Annotated in this window: 17 protein-coding genes; 11 read left to right on the forward strand and 6 right to left on the reverse strand. The window is 46.3% G+C overall.

Features of this window, described 5'->3' with window-relative positions; all coding sequences use genetic code 11:
* The first annotated feature begins 5 nt into the window (after positions 1-5).
* The 8 genes from gspH to MASE_RS18965 all read left to right on the forward strand — a co-directional run bounded on the left by gspH (position 6) and on the right by MASE_RS18965 (position 6,688).
* Positions 6-632 carry a type II secretion system minor pseudopilin GspH gene (gene gspH, locus MASE_RS18930; protein ID WP_014951310.1) on the forward strand — a complete coding sequence of 209 codons (627 nt, stop codon included), beginning with the start codon at positions 6-8 and terminating at the stop codon, positions 630-632.
* Positions 629-1,057: a type II secretion system minor pseudopilin GspI gene (gene gspI / locus MASE_RS18935; RefSeq protein WP_014951311.1), complete on the forward strand. Its 429-nt coding sequence runs from the start codon at positions 629-631 to the stop codon at positions 1,055-1,057. Before gspH ends, gspI begins: the two co-directional genes overlap by 4 nt.
* 1 nt (position 1,058) lies before the next feature.
* Complete coding sequence (gene gspJ / locus MASE_RS18940) at positions 1,059-1,685, forward strand: type II secretion system minor pseudopilin GspJ (protein WP_014951312.1); 627 nt, start codon at positions 1,059-1,061, stop codon at positions 1,683-1,685.
* A complete protein-coding gene (gene gspK, locus MASE_RS18945) occupies positions 1,682-2,728 on the forward strand; it encodes a type II secretion system minor pseudopilin GspK (RefSeq protein ID WP_014951313.1) in 1,047 nt (348 codons plus the stop codon). The genes gspJ and gspK overlap by 4 nt, the downstream gene beginning before the upstream one ends.
* On the forward strand, positions 2,728-3,927 hold the full coding sequence (gene gspL, locus MASE_RS18950) for a type II secretion system protein GspL (protein ID WP_014951314.1): 1,200 nt from the start codon (positions 2,728-2,730) through the stop codon (positions 3,925-3,927). Before gspK ends, gspL begins: the two co-directional genes overlap by 1 nt.
* Positions 3,924-4,403: a type II secretion system protein GspM gene (gene gspM / locus MASE_RS18955; protein WP_014951315.1), complete on the forward strand. Its 480-nt coding sequence runs from the start codon at positions 3,924-3,926 to the stop codon at positions 4,401-4,403. Before gspL ends, gspM begins: the two co-directional genes overlap by 4 nt.
* Positions 4,400-5,155, forward strand: a complete 756-nt coding sequence (locus tag MASE_RS18960) for a type II secretion system protein N (RefSeq protein ID WP_014951316.1) — start codon at positions 4,400-4,402, stop codon at positions 5,153-5,155. The genes gspM and MASE_RS18960 overlap by 4 nt, the downstream gene beginning before the upstream one ends.
* A 99-nt stretch (positions 5,156-5,254) precedes the next feature.
* A complete protein-coding gene (locus MASE_RS18965; protein WP_014951317.1) occupies positions 5,255-6,688 on the forward strand; it encodes a YdgA family protein in 1,434 nt (477 codons plus the stop codon).
* A 58-nt stretch (positions 6,689-6,746) separates the two neighbouring features.
* Here the strand turns inward: MASE_RS18965 and MASE_RS18970 are convergent, their stop codons facing one another.
* From MASE_RS18970 to yrfG, 4 genes are all read right to left on the reverse strand, one after another.
* On the reverse strand, positions 6,747-7,802 hold the full coding sequence (locus MASE_RS18970; RefSeq protein WP_014951318.1) for an MBL fold metallo-hydrolase: 1,056 nt from the start codon (positions 7,800-7,802) through the stop codon (positions 6,747-6,749).
* Positions 7,803-8,033: 231 nt separating this feature from the next.
* Entirely contained in the window at positions 8,034-9,422 is a 1,389-nt protein-coding gene (locus MASE_RS18975) for an NAD-dependent succinate-semialdehyde dehydrogenase (RefSeq protein ID WP_014951319.1), read from the reverse strand.
* A gap of 280 nt (positions 9,423-9,702) precedes the next feature.
* Positions 9,703-10,248: an inosine/xanthosine triphosphatase gene (yjjX, locus tag MASE_RS18980; protein WP_014951320.1), complete on the reverse strand. Its 546-nt coding sequence runs from the start codon at positions 10,246-10,248 to the stop codon at positions 9,703-9,705.
* Between the two features lie 13 nt (positions 10,249-10,261).
* On the reverse strand, positions 10,262-10,975 hold the full coding sequence (gene yrfG / locus MASE_RS18985; protein ID WP_014951321.1) for a GMP/IMP nucleotidase: 714 nt from the start codon (positions 10,973-10,975) through the stop codon (positions 10,262-10,264).
* 71 nt (positions 10,976-11,046) lie between these two features.
* Between yrfG and nudE the strand changes: the two genes are divergently transcribed.
* From nudE to MASE_RS19000, 3 genes are all read left to right on the forward strand, one after another.
* Positions 11,047-11,610 carry an ADP compounds hydrolase NudE gene (nudE, locus tag MASE_RS18990; RefSeq protein WP_014951322.1) on the forward strand — a complete coding sequence of 188 codons (564 nt, stop codon included), beginning with the start codon at positions 11,047-11,049 and terminating at the stop codon, positions 11,608-11,610.
* Between the two features lie 3 nt (positions 11,611-11,613).
* Positions 11,614-12,459: a 3'(2'),5'-bisphosphate nucleotidase CysQ gene (cysQ, locus tag MASE_RS18995; protein ID WP_014951323.1), complete on the forward strand. Its 846-nt coding sequence runs from the start codon at positions 11,614-11,616 to the stop codon at positions 12,457-12,459.
* Positions 12,460-12,586: 127 nt separating this feature from the next.
* On the forward strand, positions 12,587-13,054 hold the full coding sequence (locus MASE_RS19000; protein WP_014951324.1) for a YceI family protein: 468 nt from the start codon (positions 12,587-12,589) through the stop codon (positions 13,052-13,054).
* A 229-nt stretch (positions 13,055-13,283) separates the two neighbouring features.
* Here MASE_RS19000 and mdoH read toward each other — a convergent pair whose 3' ends face one another.
* Positions 13,284-15,275, reverse strand: a complete 1,992-nt coding sequence (mdoH, locus tag MASE_RS19005) for a glucans biosynthesis glucosyltransferase MdoH (protein ID WP_014951325.1) — start codon at positions 15,273-15,275, stop codon at positions 13,284-13,286.
* Positions 15,256-16,881 carry an OpgD/OpgG family glucan biosynthesis protein gene (locus MASE_RS19010; protein ID WP_014951326.1) on the reverse strand — a complete coding sequence of 542 codons (1,626 nt, stop codon included), beginning with the start codon at positions 16,879-16,881 and terminating at the stop codon, positions 15,256-15,258. The genes mdoH and MASE_RS19010 overlap by 20 nt, the downstream gene beginning before the upstream one ends.
* Positions 16,882-17,374: the final 493 nt, after the last annotated feature.

Here is a 17,374-nt window from a genome sequence, read left to right on the forward strand (position 1 = left end):
CCTTTATGCGCAACCGCGGCAGTACATCTTTGAAAAAAGCAGGCTTTACCCTATTAGAAGTCATGCTGGTACTGCTGCTTATGGGATTGGCGGCGGGTTACGTTATGTTTAACGCATTCGGTGCGAGTAAATCTGACCTGCTAAAAACCCAAGCGCAACGCCTGCAGGTGATTGTTGATATGGCCAGCGATTTTGCGGTGTTAAATCAACAACAGCTTGGTGTGCGGTTTGAAGCCGATAAAAATGAATACTACTTTGCCTACTTAGACGACGATGATGAGTGGCAGCGTATCGAAGGCGAAAAAACCTACGAACCTTATACGTTACCTGAGCCTTTCACCTTCACTTTAAATTTAGACGACTTACCATGGGATGTTGAAGACAGGCTCTTTGACAGGGAGCTGTTCGACGAGAATTTAAGTGTTTCTGATGAAGGGGTTGAAATAGGTAACGAAGAAGAGAAAAAGCTGCCTCCGCCTCAAGTGCTTATAATGTCGAGTGGCGAAATTACGCCTTTTACCTTGTCGTTTAATTACGAAGGTGATGACGGCGACAACCCCGTCTATTACAGCCTGCAAAACCAAGATCTTCCGCCTTTAGTGCTTGAAGGGCCTCTGGAGAGACCACTATGAGTGCGTTCAACGTTGATGCATCGACAAAGAACGTTGCACCTGTCACGCCACGCCAGCAAAGTGGCTTGACGCTACTGGAGGTTATGGTCGCCTTACTTATTTTTGCGCTAACCGGTACAGCAGTACTTAAAGCTGCAGGCGAGCATTTATCAAGCGTTGGGCAAATAGAATCTGTCACCTTTGCCAACTGGGTGGCAAGCAATCGCTTAAACCAGCTTCAATTAGATACCACGTGGCCGCCCAAGAACAATTTAAAAGGCACGATGGAGATGGCCGATCGCACGTGGTACTGGCAGCAAACGGTGACAAAAACCAACGACAACGACTTGCGATCGGTAACCGTTTCGGTGGGTGAAGACGAAAGCTACGGCAGTTCAGTTACATCAGTAACCACTTTCGTTGCTAAACCGACGGCGGGAAATTAGCATGCAGCGCGGATTCACGCTTATCGAAATACTGATTGCTATGGCCATATTCACCCTAATTGGGCTTGCATCCACAGGTCTACTTACCACAGTTATCGACAGCAATGATATTTCAGAAGAGCGTTTTGCAAAACTTCAATTATTGCAGCGTGCCATGATCACGATTGAGCGAGACCTTCAGCAAGCCGTGCCTCGTGCAGCAAGGGTTAACGGCGAAAAGCAAGACGTGGTCATGTCTGGCGGTGAAACCGACGACAGTGACGATGACGGCATTGGTTTTGTACGCGGAGGGTGGCACAACCCTCAGTTAATGTTGCCACGAAGTACCCTACAGTTTGTCGCCTATAGACTTAGAGAAAACAAACTGGAGCGCCTTTACAGCAACTATGTGGATAACGTCATAGGCTACGAGCCCAAAGTCCGTGTGCTGTTAGAGGATGTAGAAAGCTTAAAAATTGAATTTCTTGCCACCGCTAACAGTAGTTCCTTAGATGAAGACGAAGACCTGTCGTGGAGCGAAAGTTATAAAGGAGCTGCACTGCCGCGCGCCGTGGCCATCGAGTTTGTCAGCAAAGACTTCGGAAAAATACGCAGAGAATTTACCTTAACTACGGGTGAATCGTCATGACAATCAAGAGTACTCAGCGCAAGTCGATTGCTCCACCCGCTAAGCAGCAAGGCGTGGCATTAATGATTGTGCTCATGATAGTAGCCTTGGTTGCGGTATTAGCCACAGAAATGGGTACACGCTTGCAGCTTCAGGTGCAGCGTACGATGAACTTAAAAGACAACAATCAAGCCTACTGGTACGCCATGGGAGCCGAGGCTTTTGCGCGTAAGTCTATCCAGTCTTTGATAGAAGAAAGCCCGAATGTGATTTCTATAGATCAGCCTTGGGCACAAGAATTCAGCTATCCTTTAGAAAACGGTGGTTTAACCGCTAACTTAGACGATTTGCAAGCGTGTTTTAATTTAAACGCGATTACGTCGGGCAGTGCAGGGGGCACTGGCAATAACAGCGGTACCGGCAGCAGTGGGGCGAGTAATACCACAGAAGCCATGGACGCTTTTCACACTATGTTGCTATCGCTTAGCGTTGACGGGTTAGACAACTACACCGCAGATACCTTACGGGACAGTCTAGCCGACTGGGTAGACGAAGATGACAGAATGCGCCCTTACGGTGCGGAAGACAGCGAATACGAGTCCAGAGAGTTTCCTTACCTTGCGGCTAATGGACCACTGGCATCAAAAAGCGAATTGCGTATTATTAACGGTGTATCACCACAGTGGCTAGACGCATTACTGCCATTAGTTTGCGTGATCCCGGATTACAATGAGTTGAAAATTAACGTCAACACTTTAGAAGAAGAAGATGCACCATTACTTGCAGGCCTAACGGGATTAGACATTCAGCAGGCCGCAAGTTTGATTAGCAGTCGCCCGCAAAACGGCTGGGACGATACCAATGCATTTTTAAGCGAGCCCTCTATTCAAGCGCTTAATTTAACAAGCACTCGACAAGATTGGTTTTCGGTTAAAACTGAATATTTTATGTTGCATACAAAAACACAATACAACAAAGCAACCTTTAAGCTTTCCACCGTGTTTCACGTTAATGCCGATACCGGCGTTAGTATTGTGAATCGCGAGTTTGGGGGAACCTATTGATGGAACAACTCTTGGTGCGTTTAGGCGCCAACCATACAGACCCAATTAGCTGGCTCGTTTATTCGCGAACCGAAGATGAAATTATTGCATCGGGCGAGCTGCCTAATGCAGAAGCCTTATCTTCGCTGACCGAACGTGCGGGACAACGAAGTGTTATTGCCTTAGCACCTAGCAGTGAAATTTTACTCAAATGGGTTGAGCTGCCGCCTAAAGCTGGCCGCAAGATCATTTCTGCCATCCCGTTTATGCTAGAAGACGAGCTTGCCACTGACATTAGCCAGCAGTTTTTTGCGATCGGCCCTAAGCGAGGCGATGAGCAGGCCGTTGCAGTAGTTAGCCATGAAAAGATGGAGCTGTGGCAGTCTTGGCTTAGCGAGGCAGGGTTATTCTGCGACACCATTATTCCTGATGTACTCGCAGTACCAGTCACCGAAAACGGTTGGTCAGTGCTTACATTAGGTGAACAGCTTCTCGTTCGACAAGACACATTCAAAGGCGTGCAGGGCGAGGCAACATGGTTACTGCCAACTCTTGTCCATTTTACAGCACAACAAGAAAGCCCGATAACCATTACCAATTATGCGGGTATCGATTTAAGCAGTTTGCCAAATATTGAAGAAGCACAGGCCCCCTTAGAGCTGCCTATGCAAGTATTGGCAAAAGAGGCGATGCAAAGCAGCTTTAACCTATGCCAAGGCGATTACAAGGTAAAGCGCAAGCGCAGCGGTGTTCTGAATCAGTGGCGTGTTGCTGCAGTATTAGCAGTGTTAGCGCTATGCACCAGCCTTATCGACAAAGGATTTTCTCTTTACCAGCTTAAAGCCCAAAATCAGGCGTTAAGCAGTGAGATTAATACCGCTGTTAAAGCGGGTTTCCCCAATATTGGTACCTATCGCAACGTGCGATTGAAGCTACAAAGCGAGCTTGCCAAGTTAGAACAAGGCGGTGGCAGTGCATCTATGCTAATAATGCTAGACCAGCTCGCTCCAGCTTTTTCAGCCACTGATGTAAAACCGCAAACACTGCGCTTCGATGCCACCCGCACTGAGATTCGCATTCAGGCGCAAGGTAAAAACTTTGAAGCGCTAGAGCAGTTTAAACGTACAGCAGAAAACGCAGGCTTTGTGGTTGAACAAGGGGCCATAAATAATCGTGACAACGGCGTTGTAGGTACAGTATCAGTAAGGAGTACCTCATGAATGCATTCTTAGAAAAGTACAAAGCGCTGACCGAGCGCGAACAAAAGTTAGTACTGGTTTCAGCTGTGCTATTAATAATTGCGCTATTTTATTTTGCGGTATGGTCGCCGCTTAATGCTGCTTTAGATAAACAGAAACAGCTTCTCGACAATCAGCAATCCTTGTTGGTTTGGGTAAAAGACAGTGCAGCAAGAGCACAGCAATTGCGCCGCAGCAGCGGGGGTAAACGAACATTCTCTGGCTCGTTACCGCAAGCGGTAAACCGCACTACTGCTCAGCACGACATTGCTATATCTCGTATGCAGCCACAAGGCGACGAGCTTCAGGTGTGGGTTGATCAGGCGCCGTTTAACAGTGTTTTAGAATGGCTCAAAGCCATGGAAAATATGGGCGTGATTATTCTTCAAGCGGATATTGCCGAGGCTGATGCGCCAGGCTATATCAAAATTCGCCGATTACAATTAGGTAAAGCATGAAGTCGAAAGTTAGTTGGATTATAGGCGGCATTATTGCCTTCTTATTGTTTGCCATTGCTTACATGCCTGCTGTTCACGTTATTGGCCGTATTGCGTTACCTAGCAATGTTGCCGTTAGTGGTGTTAGCGGCACCTTGTTTTCTGGCAAGGCGCAAACTGTAGTGGTTAATGGCCTGCCCATCAACAATGTAAAATGGGAGCTTAGTCCCTTACATATGTTGATAGGTAAAATTAAATTAGACCTTAAAGCAGGTAATATTCGCGATAAAAACGACATTGCATTTGAAGGGCCTATTACCACGGGGCTTTTCAGCCAAAACAGTGTAAATACCGAAAACTTCACGCTGTATTTACCGGTAGACCGAGTACTTGCACAAGTTCGCCTTCCGCTGCCAGTAAATGCCGGCGGGCGCTTCAAAGTGTCGCTCAGTGACTTAACGTTTGGGCCTGCGTGTCAATCGCTAAACGGCACCGGAGATTGGCTCAACGCGACAGTTGCCGGTACACAGGGTCCTATTGATTTTGGCACTTATTCCGCAAAGCTGCGTTGTGAAGGCGATGACATTGGAATACTAGTAAGCGAGCCTAACTTACTAAGCTTGTCGATGGATGCGGTTATCCCTACTACGATGAAAAATATTCGAGTAAGTGGTAAATTTAAGCCTGACGACAGCTTACCGCAAGAAGTCCATCAGGCCGCACGCTTGTTTGGTGCGCCGGATAGTAGCGGCTATATTGCGATTAAGCTGTGATGCATAGCACAACCTATGCGTAGAATTTCTAGGCCACCAACGTACTTCACGTTTGTGGCCAGAGGAACTGGGAACACTTTTTAACAAAGGATTGTAATCATGAACAAACCTCTTCTAGCTGGCGCGGGCGTAACTTTGGTTGCACTTGGCGTTGCCCCTTATTTTATTGGCACTAGCGTTCACGAAAATGTTAATGCCGCCGTAAACGAAATTAACCAACAAGCCGTTTATTCTGCCGAGGTACTTTCGTATGACAAAGGCTGGTTTTCGACAACAGCAGAAATCAAGCTTGCTGTCGATTTTCAAGCGCTAATTAATGCACAGAATGTTGACTCCACTGATATACCAATGGAAGAAAACCCTAGCATTACCGCTACGCTAGTAGCTCATCACGGACCGGTGTACTTTGGCGATGGCTTAGGATTAGGCCGCGTTCACTATACGGTCTCTATTGATGGAGATGAGTTAAGAGAATACGTTCAGTGGGATGGCCAACAGCCAATTTATCGCAACGAAGGCGTGGTTGGTTTGTTTGGTGGACTAAGCTACGCAGACGTTATTCCAGCGCTTAGCGCGACGGCCGAAGAAGAGGGGTTCACACTGCTTTTCTCTGGTTATGCGGGTGAAGCTGAGCCTGATGGTGACCAAACTTTGTATACGTCGTCGGGTGAATCGCTAAGCATAAGTGCAGATGAATTTTCCTTAGAGATGAAAAATCTGTCTATGGATATGAGCTATGATGGCGATATGGTAGCGGCGTTCAAAGGTGACTTATTTGAATCTACTGGTAAGGCGCGTATTGAAAGCATAGAAATTTCTAACATTGAGCCAGGTGCGACAGTTAAGATTGAGAACCTAGCTTTTGCTACCGACGTCAAGATTGACGAAGAAAAAAACACCGCCAATGTCTACGTAGAATACGCTGTCGACAAAGCCGTGGGCCCTGAGCTTGATGCTACAGACATGGTATTAGGCGTTGCCATCAATAACTTAGATATCGACTTCATTAAGGCCTATCAAGAATTTAGCAACAATTCATTATTAGTGCCTTCTGAAGAAGTGCCAGCCAAAATGATGGAGTTTATTGAAGCTAACTTGCTAACACAGCTTAAAGCTGAGCCTGAGATTAATATAACGAAGCTGAAAGCAACGTTGCCTGAAGGGTCGTTTAACGCTTACGCAAACACGAAATTAGTGGGTATAGATGCACTTCCCGGTACGTTGGAAGACGCCGCTTATTGGGTCACGCATTTGCTGGCTGATGCACAAATCACCGCCGATAAAGCGCTTGCACAGAGTATGGCATCTGGCTATATGATGGGCCAACTAATGGCGACGCCACAAGCACAAAATATGACGGCTGAAGAGCTTCAAGCAGCTGTAGAACAACAGACACCTATGATGCTAAGTACCTTCGCTCAACAAGGCTTAATAAAAGAAACCGAGAAAGGTTACGAGACAAAGCTAACACTTAAAGATGGCGAAGCCAGTGTAAACGGTACGCCTATTCCGCTGCCTTTTGCCCCTCAATAATAGTTAGAGAACCTCTATAAAAGCGTAAACCGTGTATCGCAGACGGTTTACGCTTATTTTACTCCTGTTCAGACAGGGTAATGTTCATTAAATCTTCAGCGGCATATACTCGACCTTCAGCTACAACAGTAATCGCCTCAGTAAGTGCATCAAGACCCGGTTCGCTACGTTTCATAATATGAGACAACACTATTTGCTTAGCGTTTGACTGCGCGGCAATGTCGATAATCTGAGTCGGCGTCATATGCAAGTTCTTAGCAACCTGACCCGCGTCATCACCAATGGCGTTGTGTAGCACCAAAAGGTCCGCGTTTTTAGCAAAACGAGCAAGGTTTCCTTGTTTATCATTGGTATCGCCTGAAAATACCGCCTCGCAGCCATTGGCCTTGACCTTCCACGCTAATGCTGGGATAGGCCCGTGGTTCACCGTCATTGCCTCAACACTGACGCTATCGTTTACATTGCGTTTAAACGGTTGTTCAAAGGTTGTGGCCCCGATGCTTTTTGTGGATATCGTATAGTCATCTTGGCCTTCTATGGTGTAAGAAGATAGATACTTAAACGCGCCGTTTTTCCCTATTAACGACGACACATAGGCGTTTGTGGACGGCATAATGTCGTTGCCCTCTGGCCCCATTATTATTAAATCTTTCTCGCGATCGGTGAAATACCCACCTTTCACAAAGCTTGGCAAATCGGCGGAGTGATCGGTGTGTAAGTGGGAAAGCAAGATAACTTCTAACGATTCAAACGTCGCCCCCGCAGCGCCAAACTGAACGCTGCTTCCGCTTCCAGCATCTACCAACACGCGGGCGCTGCCATTTACCCAAACCACATAGGCACTAGATGTTCTGCCGTCATCCAATTCAGGTCCACCCGACCCTAATATTTGCACTGAAACGTTATGGCAACCCATAGGACTGGTGCTTAGGCCGGCATCGTCTGATGTAGTTGATGGTTGAGACAACGGCTGCGCTAAAGCCGAGAACGATAGAATAGCAGTGGTTGTCATAGCGCAAAAAAACGCAGTTTGTTTTCTACCGCGCTGTTTGTCCTGCCTTGTAAGCCCAATGCCTGATCTTGCATTACTTAACCGTTTATTTATAACCGTCATAACCATCGCCTTATGTTATTCCCTACTCATTAATACACAGATATTTGATTAAAAGACCGTTTGCCCGGACGAAACTATTCAGCCTAGTTGACTGCGCACTGTTTTTTGGCCTGACTGTTTTCAATTACATGGACTTGACTGTGCGACTACCTTAATGAATAGGGCGTACAGCAAAACAAAAAAGGCGAACCCAAGTTCGCCTTTCTTCTCATTGCTTCTTACCGAAGTGCACTACTCGGCCGATTTCTCAGCAACCATGATAGTTTTGATATTGACGAATTCACGCATACCATAGCCTCCGTGCTCACGACCGTAACCGCTGTCTTTCACACCACCAAAAGGTAAGTTTGGTTGTGCCAAAGAGTACCCATTGATATTAACCATACCGGTATCAAATTCATCTTTCGCCAATGCTATTGCTTTGTCGGTATCTGTACTGAAGATACCGCCGCCCAAGCCATAACGTGAATCATTTGCTACTTCCATGGCTTGCTTGTCGTCGCGCACGCGAATGAGCGACGCAACTGGTCCAAATAGCTCATCATCATAAGCGGGCATACCTGGCGATACATCTTCCAGCACCGTAATTGGGTAGAAATAACCATCAGAGTCTGGAATTTCTCCACCCAGTGATAGCGTAGCGCCGTTTTCTAGCGACTTTTTCACTTGCTCATGAAGTTCATCGCGCAAGTCTTCTCTCGCCATTGGGCCCAAATCCGTGTTTTCGTTTGTGGGGTCGCCAACTTTTAGCTTTTTACACTGCGCCACAAATTTGTCTCGGAATTCTTCATAGACGCTATCCACAATAACAAAGCGTTTAGCCGCCACACAGGTTTCACCGTTATTAATAACCCGTCCTTGGATACACATTTCTACAGCATGGTCGATATCCGCATCCTCTAACACCAAAAAGGCGTCGTTACTACCAAGCTCCATTACGGTTTTCTTAGACAAGCTTGCAGCTTCCTTAGCGACTTCTTTACCTACTTCGTCACTCCCGGTAAAAGTAACGCCGCGAACGTATTTGTGCTTGATTAAGTCACTTGCCGTGCTGCCATCAATTAGCAGCGACTGATAAACATTTTTAGGAAAGCCAGCATCTTCGTACATTTGCTGAATGGCTTGCGCCATACCAAACACGTTTTTAGCATGTTTCAGTACCGTGGTGTTACCCGCCATTATGTTTGAGGCGCTATAACGAATAACTTGGTACAACGGAAAATTCCACGGCTGGATGCCAAGAATAACGCCAATTGGCTGATACGTAATGATTGCTCGACCGCCTTCGAAAATGCGATGTTCGTCTTCCAAAATTGAAGCGCCGTGCTCGGCCGTATAGCGGCATATTTCAGCGCATAGCTGCACTTCTTGCTTTCCTTGCGCGGTAACCTTACCCATTTCCCGGGTCATCAGGCTGGCGAGATCGTCAATTCGCTCTTCCATCAGGTTTGCAAGGTTATTAAATAAATCTGCGCGGGTCTCAAATGACGTACGGCGCCAGTTCAAATAGGCTTCTTGTGAACGGGTAACAGCTTGTTCGGCGTCCTCGGCTGACATCAAATGATAATGATCGATCTTTTCACCTGTAGCAGGGTTGTAGGTATTGATTGTCTCACTCATTGTCACTCTCCTTATTCCGTTTGGTCTGAAAGAAGTGCAACTAAAAAGCCAAGGTGTCAAAAAATATTTTTCAACACATTTTCAATAACATAGACATAACTTAAAGCCTAAGTAATGGAAAGTATCAGAAAGGATCCAGAAAAGATTACCTATCGAAGTAAAGATTTCAGGGCGACCGTTGCGATCGCCTTATCATTTTTCCTAAGTAAGGATACCCTTGCGGCACTCTGTTTGATTAACGGTGTAATGCGCCTTGTTGCACAGCACAAGAGGTTCAACACTAGTCAGTGTATAAGTCGGGGAAATGGAACTTTGCCATAGCAAGCGTTAACGCTACTTCATAAACACTTTGTCGCGAGGCGTGATTAAGAGTAAGCAAACCAATAGCCCCCCCTTTTTGCTTTATGTTTACCGTATCAAAGAGTTTGTCCATAACCGGCCCTAGCTCTTCGCCACGCTGCAGTGCCTGATATACGCTTACAGGAAGAGGCAAGCTTGCACTTCGCGTTACCGACCAGTGACCTTCATGGTATATCGCCACATAGGCAAAGGTAGCAGGACCATCTTCAAATACATCCACACCACCTTCAATTGCCACATACCACGCATCTGTGAGACCACCTTGATGATGAGCAAGCATGGCCTTCACGCGATTAATGGCGCCCAAGCGCGTTTCATCTTCATTCATTGGCTGGTCAGGCACGCCGCTTGGTACAGCCATACCCTGAGCGTCGAAATCGTGCTCTAGTGTGTCAGAGAGTGTATTGAGCGCAGCATTAATTTTTACCGGATTCAGCGACCCTACATAAATTGTGTCAGAAACCATGTGCTTTCGTCCTTTAAAAACGTCCTTTCGAAACAGTCCCTACAGGGTTCTGCTTAATATCTTCTAGCATTAAACGGTAATCGCGCACCGCTGGAAACTCACTAATATTGCGATTTGGCAAAGTACTATCAGGGTTATCGACAGCAAGTAAATGTTTAATACCGTATGTCTTTGCCGCATTTAAAATTGGCAGTGAGTCATCGACAAATAGAGTGCGATGGGCATCGAACTTTACCCGTGCCTGTAATCTTTCCCATAGCAGCTGAGACTCTTTGGTTACGCCGAACTCATGGGTAGAGATGAGGTTGTCGATATGTGCGTCAAGCTGGGTATGCTCTATCTTTAGCGCCAAACTGTTTGGGTGCGCATTGGTCACTAATACCACCTGCCTGCCTGAGTCATGAAGCGCATCAAGGAACGGAATTGTATCGTCACGAAGGGCGAGCAAATGTGCCAGCTCACGCTTCAGCGGCATAAACTCATTTTCTAAGTCCATTTCAAGAGATTCAGCCCAGTAATCTAAGCAATACCATTGAATTTGCCCGAATACTGACTCATATCGCGCAGTCATTTCACGTTGACTCTGCGCCTCTGAAATTCCTCTTATTTGTGCTAATCGTTTAGGCAAATGATGTAGCCAGAACTGGTTGTCGTAATGAAGGTCCAGCAAAGTGCCGTCCATGTCTAACAGTACAGTTTCTATTTCATTCCAGGGCAGAAAGGGCAAGCGATTTTCCTTATAATGAAGTAAGCTAAGAAATTGTATACAAGTATGATAACAAAGTTGTAGCGATAGACATGCCAAAAATTGATCCGAACAAACCGTTACCACAAATTCATTCTCGTGAAATCGTTGCGCAAAGCAAACTCTTTAGGGTAGAACGCTTAGACCTTGAGTTTTCGAACGGCGCCACCCGTGAATTCGAGCGGATGGCTGGCGGAAACAGGGGCGCGGTAATGATAGTGCCTATGCTTGATGAAAACACCATGGTGTTAATTCGCGAATATGCAGCCGGCACACATTCGTATCAACTAGGCTTCCCAAAAGGTTTAATAGACCCTGGCGAAACTGCCATTGAAGCTGCTAATCGCGAACTACAAGAAGAGGCAGGCTTCGCGGCCAATGATCTTGTGGAGCTTCATAAGGTCAGCATGGCGCCCACTTTCTTTAACGCCAATATGACCATTGTTTTGGCTCGAGACTTGTATCCAAAGCAACTTGAAGGCGACGAACCTGAGCCTCTTGAGGTGATTCACTGGCCTTTAGATGAAGCAGATGCTTTACTTGCACGAGAAGATTTTGTAGAAGCACGCTGTATAGCCGCGCTGTTTTTAGCTCAAAAGTGGTTTAAGGAACAATAAACAATGCCCGACGACGCCCATGCCGACCTACTAGAACTTGCGAAAGAAATTGCCATCGAAGCCGGTGAAGCCGTATTAGAAGTATACGATAAAGGGGAGTTTGACGCTTATCAAAAAGACGATGAGTCTCCCGTTACCAGCGCAGATTATTTGGCAAACGATATCATCAACAAGCGCTTACAAGCCGCGACGCCTGATATCCCAATCCTCTCAGAGGAAAACAAACACGCAAGTTTAGAAGAGCGAAAGCATTGGCCTCGATACTGGTTAATCGATCCCATCGACGGAACCCAAGAATTCATTGCTAGAAGCGGTGATTTCGCAGTAAACATTGCGCTAATAGAGAATAATGAGCCGACAATAGGCGTTATTTTTTGGCCGCCAGGGCAGTCGCTATATTACGCCCAGAAAGGCAAAGGTGCGTTTAAGTCATCACCTGATGGTGATCACCCAATAAGCGTACGCAAGCTAGACGACCCTAAAAATAGTGTGGTGATGATTGCAATAAGCCGTCGTCAGTCGAGAGAAAAAGTGCTCAGCAGAATGTGCGCCAAGCGCGTATATCAAACGCTTCCATTGGGAAGCTGTTCCCTGAAAGCCTGCTTTATTGCCGAAGGAAAAGCTGATGTGTTTATGCGCATCGGTATTACCGGCGAATGGGACACTGGCGCATCGCAATGCATTGTTTCTGAAGCGGGTGGGAGTATTGCCGCCGCTAACTTCGAACCTCTTACCTACAATCAGCGTCATTCGCTAGAGAACCCAGATTTTGTGGTAATGGGCGATCAAAGGGTGCCATGGCAAGATGTAGTCCAGTATGATGACTTCGTAAACCCACATCAGCACTAGCGCGTAATAATTTACTTAGCGCAGCGTGTTAACCTACGTATAATAGCGTAGTAATGTTGCTGGGCCACATTACTCTGGTAGTGGTTAAATCAAGCCAGATGGAACCAAAAAGTAAAAGGAGTAACCTATGATGACTACACGTATTCGCACGTTGTCTGCAGCATTGCTCGCATGTGGGCTAGCATTTCCCGCCGCAGCCGATTGGTCAATAGACGGCGAAACAAGTGCACTACACTTCTTATCGACGAAGAATGCACAAGTCACCGAAGTACATAAGTTTGATAGCTTTGATGGTACGCTGTCTGACGGTGGCAAACTTAACGTGGCAGTTGACTTATCGTCAGTGAATACAGCCATTGATATTCGCAACAAGCGAATGCAAGAGATGCTGTTCAACGTGACCAAGTTTGCACAAGCGACATTTGAGGCCAACTTGCCTGAGTCGATGATGAACCTGAAATCGGGCCAAGTTGTTAACGGGAAGGTAGACGGTATTTTGATGTTGCACGGAAAAGCCGTTCCTACGTCATTTGCTGTTAAAGCAAGTAAAGTAAACGACGATACGCTTACCGTATCACCACGTCACCAACGTTAATTAAAGCAGAGTCTTTTGGACTTGCTGAAGGCGTAGCTGCACTTCAAAAAATTGCAGGGCTTAAGAGCATAACAACAACAGTACCCGTAACGTTTTCAGTTACGTTTACTCAATAAAACATTGTTATTGCCGCCGTCTATCGATAAAAAGCTAGGTGGCACGTGACTAAACGCAATAAAAAACCGCACACATGTGCGGTTTTTTTGTTTTGATATCTACTGTGAGTCTATTATGCGCTGTTAGGAAGCCTGTGACGCATAGGCAAAGGCTTTTGACTTAGTACTTGCTCTGGCATGCTCTGCCACACGTTATCAGGAAGCGCAGGTACTTCTGCCTTGTGCTGTGATATAGCGAAATACCCCATTGCAACGCGTAAACGCTTAAGTGCTTTACACTCATTCACTTCCTGGTCAATGACAAACACGCCCCACTTACGCATGGCTATGCCCAGCTTATCGCTGCTTGTTAAGCGGATAACCGGCGCCGCTAACACCATGCCTACTAATACGGGTAACAACCACATAAATAGCGACGGGGTGAAGTAGAAGGTAGTTACGCCCCACGCTACCGCTAAACAGCTCATAATTTGCGTGTGTTTAATTGCAACTTTCCATGGCACTTTGCGCCCTTCACGCTCTTGCGCTTCCCATTTAACAGAGTGGCCAACAAAAACGCTAATTACAAAATAACTGTGATAGAACATCATTAGCGGCGCAATAAGCACGGCCATAGTTAATTCAATTGCTGCCCCTTTAAGCAAAGACCACGCGCCACCAAATTCGCCACGACGTTTTATTAAAGCTAAAGTAATACCGAGAAGTTTAGGCAAGAATAATAAGGCCGCCGTACCCCACATGGTTACCATCATCATGTCTTGGCGCGCTACCTGCCAACTAGGGAACAGCTGGTATTCAGACACGAAGAACTCCGGCACCGATGTGGCGCGAATTAACGCATCTGCTGTGCCTAGCGCCAACATGCAAAATAGTATGAGTGAAGAGATGTACGCAAACGCACCAAATAAGAAGTGCAGGCGGTTTGCCATTTTAAGACCTTTAACGTTCAATAACCCTAAATGCTGTATGTTGCCCTGCACCCAACGACGGTCGCGAATTGCGTAGTCAACAATGTTACTTGGCACTTCTTCATAGCTGCCCGTGGTGTCGGTAAGCAAGTAGGCCTGCCAGCCAGCACGGCGCAGTAGGGCAGCCTCAACAAAGTCATGACTTAAAATTTCACCGCCAAAAGGCGCGCGCCCTTCAAGGGTAGGTAGCCCGCAGTGCTGCATAAATGGTGCAATACGAATAATGGCATTGTGCCCCCAATAGTTTGCACTGTCTGTTTGCCAAAACGATAGACCTGTCGCCAACATTGGGCTGTAAAGATGAGCAGCAAACTGCACAAAACGACCAAAGAAGGTGTTTTGACGTACCGGCATTGGAATGGTCTGCACTAACGCCGTATCAGGGTTTTGCTCAATACGACGCGCCAAGTCTTGCATGCGCTCTCCAGTCATTACGCTGTCGGCATCTAATACAATCATTGACTCGTAGTTTGCACCCCAGCGTTCACAAAACTCTTTAAGGTTACCCACTTTTCTGTGCAGGTTTTGTTCGCGACGACGATAAAACACTTGACTAGAGAAGGCACCTAAACGCTTTTTCAAACGGGTAAAGGCACGTAGCTCTGCATCCGCTTTTTCCATATCGCGGGTGTCGCTGAGCATGAAAAAGTCGAATTTAGAACTGTTGTCACTTTCCATTAATTCGCGAATACAAGCTTCAAACCCCACCATAATACGGCGGGTATCTTCGTTATAAACCGGCATGACCACGGCGTGCTTTTGCGTTAATGGAGTAGTAGCATCAGGAGGCGTTTGATTTCTGCACAAGCTCAACGGGTCGACGTTAAAAAGCTGTAAAAAGAAACCGATAATGCCTGTCCAAAACGCCATACACAACCATGCGAACAGGGTTAGCCCCAACCCCAGCTGTGCAATCTCTAGGTTGGTAAGGCCGTTAGGTAAAAAGATTTCGTACAAACTCCAACCGGCCAGTGCCGTGCTTGGAATAACTAGCATTGCCATGATAAACAAACGCATATGCTCTCCTTTTAAGATGAAATGTGAAGCACGTGCAGTGCCATCACTTTTAACCTGAGGCACGGCTTTAGCCTCGTCCGATACCGCTGCGCAAGCGCGATTATTTTGGTTGGTAGACATAATTCCAAACCTCACTCACACGTTTACCGTCTTTCTCTATGTAAGCGCGCATATCTACCGTCTGCTTTTCTTTCGGCTTAACAAAGAAGGTGGCCCGCCACTCTTGTCCATCAGCAACGGGGTAAAGTCGCTGCTGAGAAATCGTGCCGTTAGTACCCTGTACCACCAACTTCATCGACTCGTTATCAAAAGCAATGGCAGAAGGCGCGCTGAAGTCCACGCTGAACTGTCGTGTCGTATTTAGACTGTCGTTTTTAAACTCGTCACCCGGCAACACAGCCTTGCCTTGGCGGGTACGTACTACTGAGGCCAGTTCACTGACAAACGGATTTTGTTCTACGGTTTTAAGCTCGTAAGCGAAATACAGTGATTCGCCCGAATTGAATGGCTTTTCAGGCGTCCAAAAAGCCACGATATTGTCGTGTATTTCGGATTTAGTTGGAATTTCGACGACTTCTAATCGGCCTTTTTCAAAACCAGCTTCTGGCGTCACCCATAGCCCTGGGCGTATATGGTAATTGGCCTCTGCGTCGAGGTAATTATCCCATTCGCCGTCGCGTTGAAGCATGCCGAATCCTTTAGGGTTTGCGTCGCTAAGTGACGTGACTTGAAGGCGTGCAGGATTAGTCAGTGGACGCCAAATTTCTTCACCAGCGTGAGTTACCATGAGCACACCGTCACTATCATGCACCTCTGGACGATAGTCGTCATGACGCTTTTCTGTGTTCTCGCCATACAAGAACATACTGGTAAATGGTGCAATGCCTAGCTTGCTCACGTCATCTCTGGCAAATAACCAACTCTCTACTTTAACGCTGGTATCAATATCAGGCTGTATAACAAATTTGTACGCGCCCGCTACAGAAGGGCTTTCAAGACGCGCATAAACAGTAATAGGTTTACCCTCACTCGGTTCTATGACCCAGAACTCAGTGAAGTGGGGGAACTCTTCGCCTTTGGCTAGCGCCGTATCAATCGCAAGACCTCGTGCAGAGATACCGTACACTTGATTTTTACCTACAAGACGGAAGTACGATGCCCCCAAAAATACAGCAAATTCGTCTTTGTACTCTTCGTTCTTGATAGGGTAGTGAACGCGAAATCCAGCAAAGCCTGACTTTTCGTCCGTTAGCCCAGCTAACCCCGACGCAGACCCGTCGTAGTTGAACATGTCACTGTTGAACGCTAGGCGTTCAGGCTTATTGCTTTCACCAATAGTGTGGATAGTGACGGGGTATTCATATAAAAAACCCGGGTGAAAAAACTGCAGTTCGTAGTCATTCTCGTCATGCCAAAGACTCTGCTCGGGCTTGAAGCGAATTGAACGATACGTAGTGTAGTCAATTTCTTTAAGCTTGCTGTTTAACCCGTGATCGTCCTGCTCGTAGCTCTCTGTCGCTGACTGGCGTGCAGCATCAATAATTGACTGAAGAACCGGCGATGCTTTTTGAGGCTGATTATCGTTGTTAACCTCAACTGCACCGGCTTGATGAAACGCAAATAATGCGATGACACTGCTCATCGCTAAAAGAAGGTGTGACAGCTTATTGCGCTGACGCACATTCGTTTGTAAATCTTTACCGAAAATCGAAACTGGCTTAGCCATTTGTCCTCTCCTTATGAAAACAATGGTTATCCAGATGACCATCAACAACTCGTTACACGCCTTACTTACTGAAAAGCGTCTTTTACAAAAACGGTATTGATTGAAGCCACGCGAGAAAGGCGCTCTCTTCCTTTCTTTATCCACTAATATCGTGAAAAACCGAATTCCTTGCCCAAGAGCTAAAGTGAATGTTGGATAACACACAGAGACTTGAGCAAAAGCTGTTCCAACACGAAATAGTCGCCGTTATTTTTTATATTTTTCATAATTTACAATGCCTTACAAACACACACATTGTGGATTATTGGAGAACACTGGCTTGTAAAAATGTCCGATGAGTTAGACAAAAGGATAACTGTTGTTTTTTAGAGACAGTTTTGTGTGCCAACGTTTTACTAGGAATACATCAAACTTTGATTTTGAACATTTCAAATGTGTAGCCTCTAAAAAGCCAGACGCATTTTATCTATAAATATTAGTAACATAGATAAAT

This window comes from Alteromonas macleodii ATCC 27126 (assembly GCF_000172635.2).
In the GTDB taxonomy this organism is placed as follows: Bacteria; Pseudomonadota; Gammaproteobacteria; order Enterobacterales; family Alteromonadaceae; genus Alteromonas; species Alteromonas macleodii.